Annotated in this window: 16 protein-coding genes and 1 pseudogene; 11 read left to right on the forward strand and 6 right to left on the reverse strand. The window is 62.5% G+C overall.

Annotated features, from left to right (window positions below; all coding sequences use genetic code 11):
* Positions 1 to 75: 75 nt before the first annotated feature.
* Positions 76 to 459: pseudogene (locus EVC45_RS47755) on the reverse strand (LysR family transcriptional regulator); the annotation flags it as partial.
* A gap of 80 nt (positions 460 to 539) precedes the next feature.
* Complete coding sequence (locus EVC45_RS35450; protein WP_129962801.1) at positions 540 to 1,835, reverse strand: L-fuconate dehydratase; 1,296 nt, start codon at positions 1,833 to 1,835, stop codon at positions 540 to 542.
* A gap of 192 nt (positions 1,836 to 2,027) precedes the next feature.
* Here EVC45_RS35450 and EVC45_RS35455 point away from each other — a divergent pair, with 192 nt between their 5' ends.
* The 9 genes from EVC45_RS35455 to EVC45_RS35495 all read left to right on the forward strand — a co-directional run bounded on the left by EVC45_RS35455 (position 2,028) and on the right by EVC45_RS35495 (position 12,175).
* A complete protein-coding gene (locus tag EVC45_RS35455; protein WP_129962802.1) occupies positions 2,028 to 2,789 on the forward strand; it encodes a GntR family transcriptional regulator in 762 nt (253 codons plus the stop codon).
* Between the two features lie 79 nt (positions 2,790 to 2,868).
* Complete coding sequence (locus EVC45_RS35460; protein ID WP_129962803.1) at positions 2,869 to 4,386, forward strand: sugar ABC transporter ATP-binding protein; 1,518 nt, start codon at positions 2,869 to 2,871, stop codon at positions 4,384 to 4,386.
* 13 nt (positions 4,387 to 4,399) lie between these two features.
* Positions 4,400 to 5,428: an ABC transporter permease gene (locus tag EVC45_RS35465; RefSeq protein ID WP_129962804.1), complete on the forward strand. Its 1,029-nt coding sequence runs from the start codon at positions 4,400 to 4,402 to the stop codon at positions 5,426 to 5,428.
* A 119-nt stretch (positions 5,429 to 5,547) separates the two neighbouring features.
* The gene (locus EVC45_RS35470; RefSeq protein ID WP_129962805.1) at positions 5,548 to 6,489 is read left to right on the forward strand and encodes an ABC transporter substrate-binding protein; all 942 of its coding nucleotides are present in this window, start codon (positions 5,548 to 5,550) and stop codon (positions 6,487 to 6,489) included.
* Between the two features lie 336 nt (positions 6,490 to 6,825).
* Complete coding sequence (locus EVC45_RS35475; protein ID WP_129962806.1) at positions 6,826 to 8,775, forward strand: bifunctional diguanylate cyclase/phosphodiesterase; 1,950 nt, start codon at positions 6,826 to 6,828, stop codon at positions 8,773 to 8,775.
* 53 nt (positions 8,776 to 8,828) lie between these two features.
* Complete coding sequence (locus tag EVC45_RS35480) at positions 8,829 to 9,251, forward strand: hypothetical protein (protein ID WP_129962843.1); 423 nt, start codon at positions 8,829 to 8,831, stop codon at positions 9,249 to 9,251.
* 115 nt (positions 9,252 to 9,366) lie between these two features.
* The gene (locus tag EVC45_RS35485; RefSeq protein WP_129962807.1) at positions 9,367 to 9,591 is read left to right on the forward strand and encodes a hypothetical protein; all 225 of its coding nucleotides are present in this window, start codon (positions 9,367 to 9,369) and stop codon (positions 9,589 to 9,591) included.
* Positions 9,592 to 9,825: 234 nt separating this feature from the next.
* Complete coding sequence (locus EVC45_RS35490) at positions 9,826 to 11,532, forward strand: fibronectin type III domain-containing protein (RefSeq protein ID WP_129962808.1); 1,707 nt, start codon at positions 9,826 to 9,828, stop codon at positions 11,530 to 11,532.
* 202 nt (positions 11,533 to 11,734) lie between these two features.
* Positions 11,735 to 12,175, forward strand: coding sequence for a hypothetical protein (locus tag EVC45_RS35495; protein ID WP_129962809.1), 441 nt, complete (start codon positions 11,735 to 11,737; stop codon positions 12,173 to 12,175).
* Between the two features lie 66 nt (positions 12,176 to 12,241).
* Here EVC45_RS35495 and EVC45_RS35500 read toward each other — a convergent pair whose 3' ends face one another.
* Both EVC45_RS35500 and EVC45_RS35505 read right to left on the reverse strand, forming a co-directional pair.
* A complete protein-coding gene (locus EVC45_RS35500; protein WP_129962810.1) occupies positions 12,242 to 13,393 on the reverse strand; it encodes a peptidyl-alpha-hydroxyglycine alpha-amidating lyase family protein in 1,152 nt (383 codons plus the stop codon).
* Positions 13,394 to 13,508: 115 nt separating this feature from the next.
* Positions 13,509 to 14,405 (reverse strand): LysR substrate-binding domain-containing protein, encoded by an 897-nt coding sequence (locus EVC45_RS35505; RefSeq protein ID WP_129962811.1) that lies wholly within the window; start codon positions 14,403 to 14,405, stop codon positions 13,509 to 13,511.
* A 61-nt stretch (positions 14,406 to 14,466) separates the two neighbouring features.
* On the opposite strand from EVC45_RS35505, the gene EVC45_RS35510 reads away from it, so the two are divergent.
* Entirely contained in the window at positions 14,467 to 15,564 is a 1,098-nt protein-coding gene (locus tag EVC45_RS35510) for a nitrilase-related carbon-nitrogen hydrolase (RefSeq protein WP_248295384.1), read from the forward strand.
* Positions 15,565 to 15,660: 96 nt separating this feature from the next.
* Positions 15,661 to 15,954 carry a DUF1330 domain-containing protein gene (locus EVC45_RS35515; protein ID WP_129962812.1) on the forward strand — a complete coding sequence of 98 codons (294 nt, stop codon included), beginning with the start codon at positions 15,661 to 15,663 and terminating at the stop codon, positions 15,952 to 15,954.
* Positions 15,955 to 16,001: 47 nt separating this feature from the next.
* Here EVC45_RS35515 and EVC45_RS35520 read toward each other — a convergent pair whose 3' ends face one another.
* Together EVC45_RS35520 and EVC45_RS35525 are read right to left on the reverse strand one after the other, a co-directional pair.
* Positions 16,002 to 16,853 carry a carbohydrate ABC transporter permease gene (locus EVC45_RS35520; protein WP_129962813.1) on the reverse strand — a complete coding sequence of 284 codons (852 nt, stop codon included), beginning with the start codon at positions 16,851 to 16,853 and terminating at the stop codon, positions 16,002 to 16,004.
* A complete protein-coding gene (locus EVC45_RS35525; RefSeq protein ID WP_129962814.1) occupies positions 16,850 to 17,740 on the reverse strand; it encodes a carbohydrate ABC transporter permease in 891 nt (296 codons plus the stop codon). The genes EVC45_RS35520 and EVC45_RS35525 overlap by 4 nt, the downstream gene beginning before the upstream one ends.
* Positions 17,741 to 17,832: the final 92 nt, after the last annotated feature.

Raw genomic sequence — 17,832 nt, forward strand, 5'->3', positions numbered from 1 at the left:
CGAAGCCCGTCAGGAAAGGCTGATGAAGCTGGCCGCCTGAGCTGCAAAAGCTTGTCCAGACAACCGGAGCCGATACAGGTCGACTTCGGGATGCGCGAGCGGGAAAGTATGCAGGCGCGACGCTAGCCAGCGACTCGCGAATGATGACAGCAGGCCGACGTTCAACGTCTTGCGTTCAGTGGAGAATGCGCGGACTTCGCTGGTGCCGAGCCGCAGCAGTTCAAAGGCCGCGTGGACTTTCGCATAGTACGCGCGGCCTTTCGCGGTGAGTTCGATGGCGCGAGTTTGGCGTTCGAAGAGCGCGATGCCCAGATCGGCTTCGAGTTTCTGGATCTGGTGGCTGACCGCGCTTTGCGTGACGAACAACTCTTGCGCCGCGCGGCTGAAACTGAAGTGCCGCGCGGCAGCTTCGAAAGCGCGCAGCGCAAGGAGAGGGGGTAAGGGGCGGGCGGTGCGCATCGAATCGGGCGATAACGGCGTGAGCGAAGTCTGCCGTTATACGCCTGAAGCGCCGCAAATAGAACCCTGACCGTCCAGCTTCATTCCTGCCACGCTTCTCCCTCCGGATACCAGTACCTGTCCAGCGTTCCTTCCAGCATTTCGATGCTGTACCCGGCCCCTTGCGGCGGCATATAGTGCCCGTTGCGAATCACCACGGGATCCACGAAATGCTCGTGCAGATGATCGACATATTCGAGCACGCGATTCTCGAGCGACGCCGACACGCAGATATAGTCGAACAGCGAAATATGCTGCACGTACTCGCACAAGCCGACACCGCCCGCATGCGGGCACACCGGCACACCGAACTTCGCGGCCATCAACAATACGATGATCACTTCGTTGAGCCCGCCGAGCCGGCAACTGTCGATCTGGCAGAAGTCGATCGCTTGCGCCTGCAGCAGTTGCTTGAACATCACGCGATTGTGGCAATGCTCGCCGGTTGCGACGCCGATCGAGCCAAGCCGCCGGCGAATCGCCGCATGACCGAGGATGTCGTCGGGACTCGTCGGCTCCTCGATCCACCACGGATCGAACTCGGCGAGGCGGCGCATGTTCGAGATCGCTTCATCGACGTCCCATACCTGGTTCGCGTCCATCATCAGCTTCAGGTTCTCGCCGATCTCTTCGCGCAGAATGCGCGCGCGCCGCACGTCTTCTTCCAGATCGCCGCCGACCTTCTGCTTGAAATGCGTCCATCCCTGCGCGACACCTTCGCGCGCGAGACGGCGGATCTTGTCGTCGTCGTAACCGAGCCAGCCCGCGGATGTCGTATAGGCCGGATAGCCGTGTGCGAGCATTTCCTTTTCACGCTCGCCTTTGGTCCTCGCGTGCCGGTGCAGCATCGCGAGTGCTTCGTGCGGCGTGATCGCATCGGTCACATAGCGAAAGTCGAGGCAGCGCACGAGTTCTTCCGGACTCATGTCGACCAGCAGCTTCCACACCGGCTTGCCGACGGATTTTGCCCACAGGTCCCACACCGCATTGACGACCGCCGCGGTGGCAAGATGAATCGCGCCTTTGTCCGGACCGATCCAGCGTAGTTGGCTATCCGAAGTAAAGGCGCGCCAGAAAGCGCCCATATTCGCGGCGATATCTTCGAGCTTCTTGCCGACGATCAACGGCGTGAGTGCATTCACGGCAGTCACGCAGATTTCATTGCCGCGGCCGATCGTAAACGTGAGGCCGTGGCCGGTTAGATTCGGCGTGTCGGTTTCGAGCGTGACATAGGTGGCGGAGTAGTCCGGCGCGGCATTCATCGCGTCGGAGCCGTCCAGTGAACGTGAAGTAGGAAACCGGATGTCCCGAACGGACAGCCTTGTGATCGTAGTCATCTGCGCACCCTCCGGGGCTATGGCTATCGGCTTGTCGTCTGCGGACGCAGACGGGATCGGCTACATGCGCACGGTCTCTATGTGCGCGTTCCTGCCGCGTGTACGGGTAAGCCCTTGGTTCCCAGATACCAGGCATCCCTAGGTATTCCCAGGCATTTGTACTCGTTGACAACACGGCATTCACTTTCTAGCATGCTAGCATGTCTTCTCGAAATCAAGGCCTCCGTGAACTCCTCAGCCGAACTGGAGAATGCTGCCGGCAATCCTTATGTCGCACTGCAAAAAATTCGCGGTGGCGAGCGCGGTAGTTTGACCGACGCGGTTGAGGCGGCATTGCGGGAAGCGATCGTTACGCTGGCGTTGGAACCCGGCATGATGATCGACAAGATGGCCGTGTGCGAACGGATGGGGGTGTCGCGCTTTCCGGTGTCGTCCGCGTTGGCAAGGCTTGCGCATGCGGGTCTCGTCGAGGTATTGCCGCAGCGCGGCACGCGCGTCAAGCCGATTGCGCTCGACGACATCCGCCAGCATCTGTTCATCCGCAGCGCACTGGAAGTCGAGACGGTACGTGGCGTGGCGCTGATGCACGACCGGGCCACGCTCGACGCTTTGGCAAGCAATCTCGACGAGCAGCGCAGTCTGGCTCGAAGTGACGAACGTCTAGCGTTTCATGCGCTCGATCTGGCTTTCCATGAAATCCTGCTCGACGCGGTGAAGCTGCCGCGCGTGAAGGAAATCGTCGCGGTGTCGCGCAATGCGCTGGACCGCGCGAGGCAATTGCTCGCAAGTCCGGAAAGGCTGGTGCATACGCTGGAAGAACACGAGAGCATCTTCAAGGCCCTGTGCGCCGGCGACGGCGATGCGGCCGCGAAAGCGATGCACGATCACCTCGACCAGGTCGTCGCCGAATTGCACCGGTCCGCGAAAGAACGGCCCGACCTGTTCGCGCCGTGAATGAAAGCCGTTGTTCAAGCCGTAAAAAGCTCCACCGTAAAAGCGTTGGTGATATAGGCAGCCGTCGGCAGATCAGCACATGAACCCACTCATTTCCGTCAACAAGCTTTGCAAGAGCTTTCCGGGCGTACGAGCGCTTCATGACGTCCGTTTCGAACTCATGGCCGGCGAGGTCCATGCGCTGATGGGCGAGAACGGCGCGGGCAAGTCGACGCTGATGAAGATTCTCGCCGGCGTCTATACGCGCGATTCCGGCGAAATCCTGTTCGACGGCAAGCCCGTCGATTTTCAAGGTCCGCGCGACGCGCAAGCGGTCGGCATCGGCATCATTCATCAGGAACTGCAACTGATGAATCACCTGAGCATCGCGCAGAACATCTTTATCGGCCGCGAGCCGCGCAAGGGTCTGGGGCTCTTCCTCGACGAAGACAAACTGAATGCGCAGGCGAGCGAGATCCTCGCGCGCATGCACGTGATACTCGATCCGCGCAAGATGGTCGGCACCTTGACCGTCGCGAGTCAGCAGATGGTCGAGATCGCGAAAGCACTGTCTTTCGATTCGCGCGTGCTGATCATGGACGAACCCACCTCGGCACTCAACGATGCCGAGATCGCCGAGCTGTTCCGGATCATCCGTCAATTGAGAGAACGCGGCGTCGGTGTCGTCTACATCTCGCACAAGATGGACGAGTTAAAGCAGATCACCGATCGCGTCACCGTGATGCGCGACGGCGAGTACGTGGCCACCGTGCCGACCGAGGGCACCAGCGTCGAGACGATCATCGGCATGATGGTCGGCCGCACGCTGGGCGACGTGACGCCGGTCGAGAGCGCGCCGGTGAAAGGAGAGCTCGCGCTCGAAGTGAGAAATCTGGTTGCGGGTCCGCTCGTACGCGACGTCAGTTTCGAATTGCGCAAGGGCGAGATACTCGGCTTCGCCGGCTTGATGGGCGCGGGCCGCACCGAGGTCGCGCGCGCGGTGTTCGGCGCCGATCCGGTCGAATCGGGCGAGATTCTCGTGAAAGGCGTGAAGGCGCCGATCAAAAGGCCCAGTGATGCGGTCAAGCGCGGCATCGGCTACCTGTCGGAAGATCGCAAGCGCTTCGGTCTGGCCACGGGAATGGATGTCGAATCGAACATCGTGATGTCCGATCTCGGCAAGTTCCTGTCGTTCAATATGTTCCTGCGCCGCGGCCAGATTCGCAAACGAGCGCAGCACTTCATCAAGCTGCTGGCGATCCGCACACCTTCAGCGACGCAGCAGGTGCGGCTCCTGTCGGGCGGCAACCAGCAGAAGATCGTGATTGCGAAGTGGCTCGAGCGCGATTGCGACGTACTGTTCTTCGACGAACCGACGCGCGGCATCGATGTCGGCGCGAAGAGCGAAATCTACAAGCTGCTGCGCTCGCTGGCGGCGCAAGGCAAGGCGATCGTGATGATCTCCTCCGAGCTGCCCGAAGTTCTGCGCATGAGCGACCGCATCGTCGTGATGTGCGAAGGCCGCATTACCGGCGAGCTGTCCGCCAGCGAAGCGACCCAGGAGCGCATCATGCATCTCGCGACGCAGCGCGAAACCCTGAAAACGGCACAAGCCTGAAGAGGTATACGACATGACATTGCAAACGGATACGGCGGCGCTCGATAGCGAAAGGCGCATTTCAGGCCTGAAAGCGCGCATTTTCGCGCCGACCGCGGTGCAAAAAATGCTCGCCTTCGCGAGCCTCATCCTGCTGCTGGTGTTCTTCAGTTTCGCGTCGCCGGCCTTCATGCAGATGGACAACATCCTCGGCATTCTGCAGGCGACCGCGGTGAACGGCGTGCTGGCGATCGCCGCCACGTTCGTGATCATTACGGGCGGCATCGATCTGTCGGTCGGCACGTTGATGACGTTCACCGCCGTCATTTGCGGCGTGTTTCTGACCTACTGGCATCTGCCGATGTGGACGGGGGTGCTCGCGGCAATCGCGACGGGTGCGGTATGCGGCACGGTATCGGGCACGCTGACCGCGAAAATGAAGATCCCGCCATTCATCGCGACGCTCGGCATGATGATGCTGCTCAAAGGGCTGTCGCTCGTCGTGTCGGCGGACAAGCCGATCTATTTCACCGATACCGAGAACTTCTACCGTATTTCTCAGGACTCGCTGATCGGCTATTTCCTGCCGAGCGTGCCGATTCCGAACGCGGTTCTGATCCTGTTCTTTCTCGCGATCGTCAGCTCCATTACGCTCAATCGCACCGCGCTCGGCCGCTACACGTTCGCGCTCGGCAGCAATGAAGAAGCGGTGCGGCTCTCAGGCGTCAACGTGGATCGCTGGAAGATCGCGATTTATGGCGTGGGCGGTGCGATCTGCGGCATCGCGGGTCTGCTGATCGCGTCGCGGCTCAATTCGGCGCAGCCGGCGCTCGGTCAGGGCTACGAGCTCGATGCGATCGCGGCGGTCGTGATCGGCGGCACGTCGTTGAGCGGCGGCGCGGGCACGATACTCGGCACCATCATCGGCGCTTTCATCATGAGCGTGCTGACCAACGGACTGCGCATCATGTCGGTCGCGCAGGAGTGGCAGATCGTCGTAACGGGTTTGATCATCATTCTGGCGGTGTATGCGGACATCCTGCGGCGCAGCCGGAGAAGTTGACGAAGGAGCAAGGAAGCAGCAAATAAGCAGGGAACGCAGGAGCAGGAGAGACAGGGCACGTGAAGGCTCGCTCGAAAGCTCGATAGCGGCTTGATAGCCCAACCATTGGAGGAGGCCCCATGTTGAAGAGAAAACTAATCGGTATCGTGGTCGGTGTCGGTGCGCTCGTCGGCGGAAGTAGTCTCGCGTATGCGGACGAGCCGTATATTCCGCTGATTTCGAAGGGCTTCCAGCATCAGTTCTGGCAAGCCGTCAAGTCGGGCGCCGAGCAGTCCGCGAAAGCGAACAACGTCAGGATCACGTTCGAGGGACCGGAAACGGAAGCGATGGTCGACAAGCAGATCGACATGCTGTCGGCCGCGCTCGCGAAGAAACCGCAGGCGCTCGGCATTGCGGCGCTCGACAGCAAGGCAGCCATTCCGTTGCTCAAGCGCGCGCAGAACGACAAAATTCCGGTGATCGCATTCGACTCGGGCGTCGACAGCGATATTCCGTTGACCACCTGCGCGACGGACAACCTCGCCGCCGCCGCGCTCGCCGCCGACAAGATGGCCGAGCTGATCGGCAATTCCGGCGAAGTCGCCGTGATCGTGCACGACCAGACCAGCCGCACCGGTGTCGATCGCCGCGACGGCTTCGTCAATCAAATGAAGTCGAAGCATCCGAACATCAAGATCGTGTCCGTGCAATACGGCGCCGGCGATCACCTGAAGTCCGCGGAAATCGCCAAGGCCATGATCCAGGCGAATCCGAACCTGAAGGGCATCTTCGGTGCGAACGAAGGTTCCGCGGAAGGCGCTGCGATCGGCGTCAAGGAATCGGGCAAGAAGCTCGTGCTGATCGGCTTCGACTCCGGCAAGGAGCAGAAGGAGAACATCATGTCGGGCCTGATGGCCGGCGCGATTACGCAGAACCCGGTCGGTATCGGCAAATGCGTGGTCGACTCGGCGGTCAAGGCGCTGCATGGCGAGAAGCTGCCGAAGAAGGTCGACACCGGGTTCTACTGGTACGACAAGACCAACATGAGCGATCCGAAGATCGCAGCCGTGCTGTACGACTAAGCCAGGCTGGAGAACCGCGACTCGGGTAGCCGAGGCCGCGCAAATCCGCAAATCATCGAAGAGGAAGAGCCGCGCTCTTCCTCTTTTTCATTGTCCTTGAGCCACTTCGGAATCGCACACCGAGCGCTCCGCTGCGTCGCAACAACGTGCAATCCGAACGCTCGTGCCCTGCCGAGTGACTGCGGATTAGCCTCGGTGCGGTAGCTTAAACACGCGGCCGATAGTCATTTCACGCCATTGCGCGCATTAATCTGATATTTTATGTTTATGTAATCGTTGCACGAGCCGTCCATTCGCATGCCGATTCGGACCCACTAACCGTCGAATGCGCAGGTCATGGCTTTTACCGAACCAAGGTCTCCGTTTTTCAAATGGGTCGTATCGTCGGCCCAGAACCTGAGTCCGGACAACCGGCAGATTCTGCTTGCCAATCTGTTTACGCGAACCGCTTCGATCATATTCGCGTCGATTTGCGAAATCAGCGTTTGCGCAACTGCGTATTATCTCTATCCGATTCCGCTGTATGCCGCGTGGGGTATTGCGGTCGTCGCGCTGCTGATCGCCCGGCTCGTGCTGATCTGGCTATGCCGCACACGCGCCGCGCAAGGGCTGCCCACGCCAACTTCCGCGTTTCTTTTCGCGAGTCTGTTATGGAGCGCGCTATTCGGCTTCGGCACATTTCTGTGCAATATCAGCGGAAGTTCCACGCTTTTTCTGCTTGGAAACGTTTGCGCGGTCGGTGTGATCGGCGGATTGGCCGGACGCAATGCGAGCACGCCGCGGCTGGCGTTATTGCAGATCGTTTTTATTCTCAGCTTTCTGAGTGTCGGCGCGGCGATGTCGCCGGGCAACGGCAAGCTCGTGCTGCTATTTCAGGCGCCGTTTTGCGCGGCCGGCTTTTTCACGGTCGCGCTGCGTAGCAATCGCGACACCGTCGCGTTGCTGCTCGCACGCGAAAACAGCCATCGCCTCGCGCGCCAGGACAGCCTGACCGGTTTGCCGAATCGCGCGCGTATCAGCGAACTGCTGCTCGAACGCACCGGCGAGAGTTCGAAGCGGCCGGGCGACGCGTTCGCGGTGCTGCTGATCGACCTCGATGGCTTCAAGGCGATCAACGACAGTCTCGGCCATGCCGCCGGCGACCAGATTCTGCAGGAAGCGGCGACCCGCTTGCGCGATCTGTTGCCGAGCGGCGACCAGGTTGGCCGCCTGGCCGGCGACGAGTTCGTGGCGATTTCAGACGACGCCGGGCAGTTGCGCGACGTGCGTGTGCTGGCCGATCGCATCGTCCGAACGCTGGCGCGGCCGTTCGCGTTGAGCGAAGCGCTCGTGCATATCGGCGCGAGCGTCGGCATCGCGCTCTACCCCGAGCATGCGAAAACGGGTCCGCAATTGCTGATCTGCGCCGACCGCGCGTTGTATGGCGTCAAGCGCAGCGGCAAAAGCGCATTTGCGATTTTCGACGCCGAGAAGCACGTATCCGACGAAAGCCTGAGCCTGCTGCGCAGCGACCTGGAAGGCGCGCTGAAGTCGTTCAATGGTTTGCGCATGGAGTATCAGCCGATCGTCGATCTGAATACCGGCGCGGTAGCGGGCCGCGAGGCGCTGATTCGCTGGGCCCATCCGACGCGCGGCGAGTTGTCGCCGTCCGCGTTCATTCCAACCGCCGAACGTACCGGCCTGATCCTCGCGTTGGGCGAATGGGTGCTGCTGCAATCGTGCATGGCGGCGTCGACGTGGCGCGACAAGGTGGTCGTCGCGGTCAACGTATCGCCGGTGCAGCTGCGCGAGGAATCGTTCGCCTCGACGGTGACGGCAATCCTGCGAAAAACGAGGCTGCCGCCGACGCGGCTCAATCTCGAAGTCACGGAAACGGCACTGCTGAACGACGACGAAGTGACCCGCCGCAATATCACCAGGTTGCGCGCCTTGGGCATCGGGCTCGCGCTCGACGACTTCGGCACCGGCTTTTCGACGATGTCGACGCTGGTGCGCTTCTCGTTCGACAAACTGAAGATCGACAGCTCGTTCGTCCGCGAGTCCGTGCATGGGCGCGAATCGGCGGCCGTCGTGCGCGGCATCGTCGCGCTTGCACGCGAGATCGGCATGCCGACCACGGCCGAGGGCATCGAAACCCAGGAGCAGCTCAACTTCGTGCGCGTATGCGGTTGCACGCATGCTCAAGGTTATCTGCTCGGCAAGCCGGTGCGCAGCGACGAAATCGACCAGTGCGAAGCGGTGCTCGAAGCGCGGGTCGCCGACAAGGCCGCGCCCGCGGACTTTTGAACTCCGCTTTGAAGTCTGCTTTGAAACCCGTTACCGATGCGAGCGAGGTCGTGATGTCGTCTCCGTTGCAATATCAGCTGCGAATCACCGCTTCTGCGCAACTCGCCGACTCGCTGCGCGCGGACCCTTCGTGCGCCGCGCATCCCGCGCTTCGTGCCATTTTGCAGGCGCACCACGCAACGCTCAGATGCCAGTTCGATGCATTCTCCGACTACGTCCGCGAAGCGGAAAGGATGGGGACCGAAAACTACCCGCTCTATCAATGGACGCGGCAGACCATCGAGAATCCGGAGAAGAAAGCGAAATACCTGCAGTCGTTCACGCTCTATGCGAATGGCGACGAGGTGTACGACAAGGCGGTCGCGGATGCGCTCGAGACCGGCCTGTCGAAGCTGGTCGACGCGAACGGCATCGTTCGCGTGTCGAGATACGACACGAATCCCGACAACAATCCGCAGCCGCCCGCGCGCGCGTGATGCAGCCGCTTAAATTTCACTCCGAAAGCTTCACGGTCAAGCGCTTTAACATTTGACGACACGCCACGAAGTTCGTGAGACGATGCAATTTCACTTATTTTTGTGGGAGTGCGACATGGGACTTCTGGATGAAGTGGGCAAGATTGCCGGTGCGGTTGCCGCCGTTGAAGCCGCGGAGAAAGTCGATCCGGGAGCGGGTCTGCTGACCAAGGGCGTGGCCGCTATCGCTGGTTTCGAAGGCGCCGGCAAGCTGGAAGAGGTGGTGGAAAACAAAGAAGAAGAAAAGAAGGAAGAAGCCAACGACGCTCAAGCCGCGGACGACACGAGTTCGCAAACCTGAGCGGACTTGAAGCCGATTGCCGGTTGCATGCGCGGGATCGAATCACGCGCAGCACCGGCAATTTGTTTTTATAGACGTTTCGATTTCAACCCTCACCTCCCGCTATTCGCCCGATGTTTTCATCGGGCTGTCATCGCCGTCCGGCTACGATCGTCCGTCACTTTCCGTCCGCGCTCGCCCCGCGGGGCGTTGTTTTTGCGCTGGCACTTTTCCACCTGAACAACCGTACCGGACATGTCGAACAGAAAAATCGTCAAGACAACGCCTGCCGACGAGCACGGCGCGTCGATCGTCTCACGTCGCGGCTTTCTGAAGTTCGCCGGCGTATCGGGTCTCGCGACGGCGGCGGGCGTGCTCGCATCGACCGCTCGCGCCGCGAATAGCGGCACCCCCGACGGCACGCCCGAACAGATTCACCTGACCTGGGGCAGCGATCCGACGAGCGAAGTGACCGTGTCGTGGTCGTCGCTCGCGCCTGCGGTCAATCCGCAGGTGCGCGTGAGCGGCGCGAATAGCGGCGACCACGCGAAACATGCGGTGCACGCGGTGCAAAGCACGTACACCGACGGCATCAACGGCGAGGTCGTATTCAACTATCACGCGCGCGTGCGCGACCTGAAGGCCGACACGAGCTATCAGTACGAAGTGACGGCCGACAACGACAGCAACGCATCGCAACCCTTCACCGCAAGTTTTCGTACCGCGCCGCGCGGCCGCGCGCCGTTTCGCTGGACCAGCTACGGCGATCTCGCGACGCCGAATACCAACTGGGTGCTGTCGTCGCCGCAAAGCCGCTTCGCGGTGGCGGCCGTCGAGCGCTTTGAGCCGCTGTTCCATCTGCTGAACGGCGACCTCTGCTATGCGAATCTGAATCCGATGCAGCAGCCCGAGGTGTGGCGCGACTTCGGCAACAACGCGCAGACCTCGGCGTCGAACCGGCCGTGGATGCCGTGTCCCGGCAATCACGAACTCGAATTCAACAATGGCGAGCAGGGCCTTGCGTCGTACCTGTCGCGCTACGTGCTGCCGGATAATCACACGCGTTTTCCGGGCCGCTGGTACAGCTTTCGCGTCGGCTCGGTGCTCTTCGTTTCGCTCGATGCGGACGACGTCGTGTATCAGGATGCCGCCGCTTTCGTCGCGGGTCCCGCGGCGCTGACGCCGGTCGCGAGTACCGGCAATCCGCCGATTCCGGCGGGCACGTCGCTGTACGTGCGCGGCTATAGCAATGGCGAGCAGACGCGCTGGCTCGAAAGAGTGCTGCAACATGCGTCGCACGATAGCGACGTGGACTGGATCGTCGTGCAGATGCATCAGGACGCGCTCAGTTCGTCGAAGACCGGCAACGGTTCCGACAAGGGCATTCGCGAGGCGTGGCTGCCGCTGTTCGATCGCTATGGTGTGGACCTCGTGCTGTGCGGTCACGATCACGATTACGAGCGCAGCTACCCGGTGCGCGGTTGCAATCACAACAAGGGCACCGACATCGCGACGGGGCGCCCGGTCGATACGTTGCAGCCCAAGCCGATCATGTCGGCGGTATCGACGGGCGCGTCGACGTTCGATACGAGCCACGGCACGATTCACCTGATTCTCGGCGGCGGCGGCACGAGCGCGCCGCTCGACGTGTATGGCGTCGATACCGGCACGGGCCAGCCGCAGGCGCGCATCTTCACGAAGCCGAATCGCCCGGTCCCGTCGACGACCGCGGGCGCGTTCGTGCGCGCGAGCGCCGATGCGGTCGAAGACGCGATCTGGTCCGCGCAACGCGACACCGGCACCGGCTACGGCATCGCGGTGTTCGACTACGATCCAGGGAAGCCCGGCGGCGACACGACGATCACGATGAACTACTACCATGCGCCGGGCGCGGATCAGACGCCGACACCGGACTATGAACTGTTCGAGACGATCGAATTGAAGAAGAAGCGGCGCGGGTAGAGGAATTGATTTAGATCGGTAATCGGCATTCCGTTTTCGAGGGCCGCTCATCACGAGCGGCCCTTGTTTTTTAGGTTCACCGCAAAAAACAACGCCCCATTCATTTTGTTACACGTCTTACCGGCACGGACGGTCGTGGTTACAAAGGCCTTTCGAAAGCCCCGCTATACTCGGCGCCGTCTCACTAAAACAAAGACCCGATATGTCGAAGAAAATCATCCAGATGGTTGCCGTGGCTGCATTGAGCGCCGCGGCGTCGTTGCCGGCCCTCGCCGGTGATATGAACAACATGCTCGGCGGCGCGCTTGGTGGCGTTGCCGGCGCGGCAGTCGGCGGCGCGGTGGGCGGCAGCACCGGTGCGGTGATCGGCGGCGCGGTGGGCGGTGGTGCGGGCGGCGCGGTCACGTCGAATCGTCGCGAGCGCACCGGCGCGATCATCGGCGGCGCGCTCGGTGGCGGCGCGGGCACCGCGGCCGGCAACGCGATGGGCGGCCGCACGGGCGGGCTCGTCGGCGCGGCACTCGGCGGCGGCGCGGGTTCGGCGCTCGGCGGCAACATCTCGCGCTCGAACTCGTACGCCGACGACTACTCGCGCGGCTACCATTCGGGCAAGCACCATCACAAGCATCATCGCTACGACTAAGACGGCTTGGCATCGACGGGACCGGGCCGCGTTCGAATCACGAGCGAACGCGGCGGCCCTCGACCATCACGCACGTAAAACCAGTTTCTGAATGCGCCAGTTCAGCAACTCGGCAACGAATAATACGTTCTCCGAAGGGCACGCCATCTCGTGAATCCAGCCGAACTGCTTCGGCTGTTTGCCCGCTTTGCCGAGTACGCCGAGCACTTTGCCGTCCAGCGTCATCTTGTAGATGCGGCCAGGAAACGCGTCGGCGGCATAGAGCACCTGATTCGGTCCCGGCGAGATGCAGATCGCCCACGGTGATCCCGGCGCGAACGTGCCGGCTGCGATCTCCGTTTCGCTTGGCATGTTGCCGATCGCGGGACGAGCATCCGGCGGCACCGGCACGTCGATCGTGAACTGGCGCAGAAACGTGCCCTCGGTATCGAACACCTGGATGCGCCGGTTGCTGCGATCGGCCACGTACACGTGGTCGTGCGCATCGACCGCGATGCTATGCGGCGTATGGAACTGCCCCGGACCCGTGCCGCGATCGCCCCATGACTTCAGCCAGTTGCCGTCGCGATCGACCTTCGCTACGCGCGAGTTGATGTACCCGTCGCTGATATAGGTGTTGCCCGCCTTGTCCCACGCAACGTCGGTCACCTGACGAAAGCGACCGGGCTCGGACGGCAGCGGCGGATTCGGATGCTTGAGCGGCGCGGTCTCTTCGTCCGACGCTTCCTGCTTGCGGCCGAACACCATCGCGACGCGTCCTTCCGGCGTGAACTTGATCACCATGTCCGAGCCCTTGTCGGTGACCCAGATGTTGTCGTGCCGGTCCACCTTCACCGTGTGCGCAAACGACCACGCATACAGGTTGTGGCCGATCTCGCGCACGAAGCGTCCGTCGGGTGCGAACTCGAGCAGTTGCGCGGCGGCCGCGCCATACGCTGGGCCGGTCGTGTTGCCCCGAGACAGCACGAAGATATGGCCACGCGAATTGAGCGCGACGCCCGAGCACTCGCCGAAGTAAATGTCGTTCGGCAAACGGACGGGATTGGCAATCGAGTCGTAAGCAATCGTGGGCACATTGGGCGCATCTGCGGCGAACGCGGCCGGCATCGCGAGTCCGGCGGCACTGCCCGCAAGCAGGCTCATGAAAGTGCGGCGGCTCATGGCCCGGTGGTCGGGATCGCCACAGCATGCACAAAACGACTCGTATCGCTCGCTCATTCGTTGTCTCCTTTGGTTCATCGCTTGAAGTGTGCAAAGGCAAGCCTAGTGCACAAAACGCTTAATGGCTAAACCGTTTTGCGATGCTGCAAGAGACACTTGCCGTGATGCGCGATCACCTGCTCGTCGTGGCGCGTCCCGCCGATCTCGTCGCGCCGCGCACGAACTCGACGAAACGCGCGGTCACCGGATCGTCGCGCGCGGGCTCCCATGCGAGTCCGACGCGCCAGCGCGCCGCGACGTCGCGTAGCGGAATGACGGTCGCATCGCGCAGCAGCGATTGCACGCGCGACGGCAGAAATGCCGCACCCACGCCAGCGGCGACGGCCGCGAGCACCGTCTGGATGTCGTCGGCTTGCTGGATCACGCGCGGCACGAAACCATGCGCGCCACACCACCGATCGATCTGCGCGGCGAGACCCGGCCCGCGTCCCCGCGCGAGCGCAATGAATCCCGGCTCGTTGAGCCGGTCCAGACTGGCCGGCAGGCGCTTCACGCTCGCGTTTTGCGGCAACGCGAGCGCCAGCTGTTCGTCGAGCACCGCGAACGATGCGAGCCCGCCCTCGGCGGGCAAGCGTAGAAAGCCGACGTCGAGCTTGCCCGCGAGCAGCCGTTTGCTTTGCTCCGCCGACGACAGATCGTTGAGCGTGACGGAAACGTTCGGATTGAGCCGCCGGAATTCGGCGATCAGCGGTGGCGCGAAATCGAGGGTAGAGAGCCCAAGACCGATGCGCAATGCGCCGCGTTTGCCGCTGCCCGCCTCGCGTGCGCGCGCGAGAACCTCGTCGGCATCGCGGAGCAGCGCGATGGCGTCAGCCAGAAACGCTTCGCCGAACGCGGTGAGTTCGGCGCCATGCCGGCCGCGCACGAACAGGCGCGCGCCGAGACTCGACTCCAGCGCAACGATCTGCTTGCTCAGCGCGGGTTGGCTTACGCACAGATGATCGGCTGCATGACCGAAGTGGCGCTGCTCGGCCACGGTCACGAAAGCACGCAATAACTTGAGTTCCATTCCGCTAGCCTATTGAACTGATCGAAATATTCATTTTACTTATCGATGTATGGCGGGTCCAATGAGGCTATCCGATTCGCCCGTTCATGAGGTACTTGCCGTGTCCGCATCGATGCTGCGTATTGCTGCCGTTCCGCTGGAGTTGTCGTGGGGCGGGATCTCGCCACAGGTCAGTCGCGTTTCGCTTATCGCGGACCGGCTTGCATGTGCCGCGCGCGACGGGATCGGGCTCGCGGTGTTTCCCGAGGCGTGTCTGGTCGAGTGCGCGAGTCTGGCGAAGCTGCGCCGGCGTGAGTTCGAAGCGCTGGCCGAGCGGGTCGATGGACCGTCGGTCAGCGCGGTTGCCGACGCGGTCGAAGCGACCGGTGTCGCCGCCGGCGTCGGCCTGATCGAGCGGGCGCCGGATGGGCGTATCTTCAACAGCTACGTGATTTGCCTGCCGGGCGGCATGCGTCATTGCCATCGCAAGCTGCACGCGTTCGAGCATCGCCGCGTCGAATGCGGTGACCGTTTCACCGTGTTCGACACGGCGTGGGGCGTTCGCATCGGCGTGCTGATCGGCGGCGACAACTATCTGATCGAGAATGTGCGCATGACCGCGCTGATGGGCGCGACGCTGCTGGTCGCACCGCATCGGCGGTATCTGACGAGTCATGACAACGCGTGCGGGTTCCAGCCGCTGTCGCCGCAGCGTTCGCCACGAGCGGAGGCCACGCTACGGAGTGCGGGCGCAAGTCGACGCGTCGAGCGCGACCCTATCGGCGCGCTGCGCCGCTGGCTGCCTGCACGCGCGGCCGATAACGGCATGTTCGTCGCATTCAGCGGAGCGACGGAAGGCGGTAACGTGAACGGCAATGAGCACATCGGCGAAACGGACGCCGCGTTGATCGTCGACCCCTGTGGCCGCGTTCTCGCCGACAACGCTGGCGATGAAAGAGCATTCGTATCCGCCGAACTCGACACGGCGTTGATCGGCGCCAGCGTCGGCCGGCGGTGGCTCGAAAGCCGTCGCCCGGAACTCTACGGTCCGCTGGCTCAGGCGGCTGGCGCAGCGCGGGCAATGCCGCGAACCGAAGTCGCGGCGCGCGGCGGCGCGGTGCCGCTGAGCGTCGCCGTGGTGGGGCGTGACCGGCTGACAGCCGGATGGAATGTGCGGTGACGGCACGGCATCGCGAGCCGCTTTGCTACTATGTAAGACCGCGACTGCTTTGGTCCGCTTTAGTCCCGCGTTGGTCCATCACACAAGGAGATTCGAATGAGCAAAGGTTATTGGGTGACGTCGTACCGCAAGACGAACGATCCGCAGAAACTGGCTGCGTACGCGCAGCTAGCCCCGGCCGCGCTGGCGGCGGCGGGCGGCAAGTTTCTCGTGCGCGGTGTGGCGGATGAAGCCCGCGAGCAGGGCCTCAAGGAACGCACGGTCGTGATCGAGTTCCCGACCTACGAGGCAGCCGTCGCCGCTTACGAAAGCGACGACTACAAGAAGGCGCTGGCCGCATTGGGCGATGGCGTCGAGCGCGATATGCGCATCGTGCGCGGCACCGACTGACGCGCGAGCCGCAAGCGAAAACTGCGCGGCATGCGCCGCGCAGCCGCTTACTTCACCGCGCCGAGCGCGAGTCCCTTCACCATATAACGCTGCAACCACGCAAACACGATCGAGACCGGCAACGTCGCGCACAAGGTCGCGGCCATCACCAGATGCCATTCGACCACGTACTTGCCCGCCACCATATCGGTCACCTGCACGGTCAGCGTCTTGTTCTCCGGCGAGCGGATCAGCGTATAGACGACCGCGAACTCGTTCCACGCATTGATGAACGTGAAGATCGCGGTCACGACGATCGCCGGCACCGCGAGCGGCAGAAACACCTTGAACACCGCACGCGTGCGGCTGCAGCCCTCGAGCCACGCGGACTCCTCGAGATCCTGCGGCACGGTCTGAAAGTACGACGACAGCATCCACACCGCGAACGCGATATTGAACGCCGCGTACGACACGATCACGCCGATCCGCGAATCCACCAGATTGCCGTCGCCCCACGGAATCATCGCCGCGAGCCGGAACAGGCCGACCACCAGCAGGATCGGCGACAGCATCTGCGTGACGAGCAGGAACTGCCGGTACAGGCCGCGTCCGCGAAACGGGAAGCGCGCGAGCGCGTAAGCCGCGGGCAGGCTGACCGCAAGTGCGAGCGCGGTGGACAGGAAACTGATGATCGTGCTGTTGCGCAGCGCGACGCCAAAGTTGGCGGCGTCCCACATGTCGATGAAATTTCGCCACTGCCACTGCACCGGCAGCCAGCGCGCCGGATAGACGAAGATCTCCGAGGCCGGCTTGACCGCGGTGAAGAACATCACCGCGAACGGAAACAGGATGACGATCACCAGCGGCGTCAGCGCGAGCCAGCACCACAGCGAGCGTTTCGTTTTCGCGCTCAGACTCATGACGGCACTCCTTCTTTCGCGCGTTGCAGACGCAGATAGGCGATCGAGAACGCGAACAGCATCACGAGCATGATCAGCGAAACCGCGGCCGCTTCGCCGGGGCGTCCAAGCCGGAAGCCGAGTTCGTACAGATAGGTGACGAGGATGTGCGTGCTGTTGTCGGGGCCGCCTTGCGTCATCACCCAGATGATCGGAAACGAGTTGAACACGTAGATCACGTTCAGCAGGATCGCCATGTTGATGAACGGGCGCAGCAGCGGCATCGTCAATTGACGGAACTGCTGCCAGGCGCTCGCGCCGTCGATCCGCGCGGCTTCATAGATATCGCCCGGCACGGAAGACAGGCCGCCAAGAAGAATCGTCACCGTGAACGGCACGGACACCAGAATGCCGACCGCGATTTCGACGGGAAACGCGAACTCGGGCGTCGCGAGCCAGTGAATCGGGCCGCCGATCAGGCCGAGCCGCTGCAGCGTCACGTTGACCATGCCGTAGTCGTCGTTGAAGGCCCAGCGCCAGACGACCGCGGTCATCGTCAGCGAGACGGACCACGGCAGCATCACGATCGTGCGCGCCACACCGCGGCCGTGAAAGTCCTGATTCAGAATCAGCGCGACAGGTACCGAGATCAGCACCGTGCCGCCCACCACGCACACGGTCCAGATGATCGTGCGGCGGACCGAAGCGACGAACACCGGGTCCTGGAACACGTTGATGAAATTCTGCGCGCCGGTGAAGTCGCGTATCGCGCCGAAGCGCGATACCTCATGCAGCGATTGCCACACGATGTTGAAAATCGGATAGCTGATGATGAACAGCGCGAGCACGAGGCTCGGCGCAATCAGCAACCAGGGCGCTTGCGCGCGCGGAGAAACGGAACGGCTCATGCGTGCTCGATCGTTAGACGCGCCCACCTTCAAACGATGGGCGCGACGGAATGGGCCGGAGAGTGCATCGTGCTGCGCCGGCTCGATTGCGC

Source organism: Paraburkholderia sp. UYCP14C (assembly GCF_004197395.1).
Classification (GTDB): domain Bacteria; phylum Pseudomonadota; class Gammaproteobacteria; order Burkholderiales; family Burkholderiaceae; genus Paraburkholderia.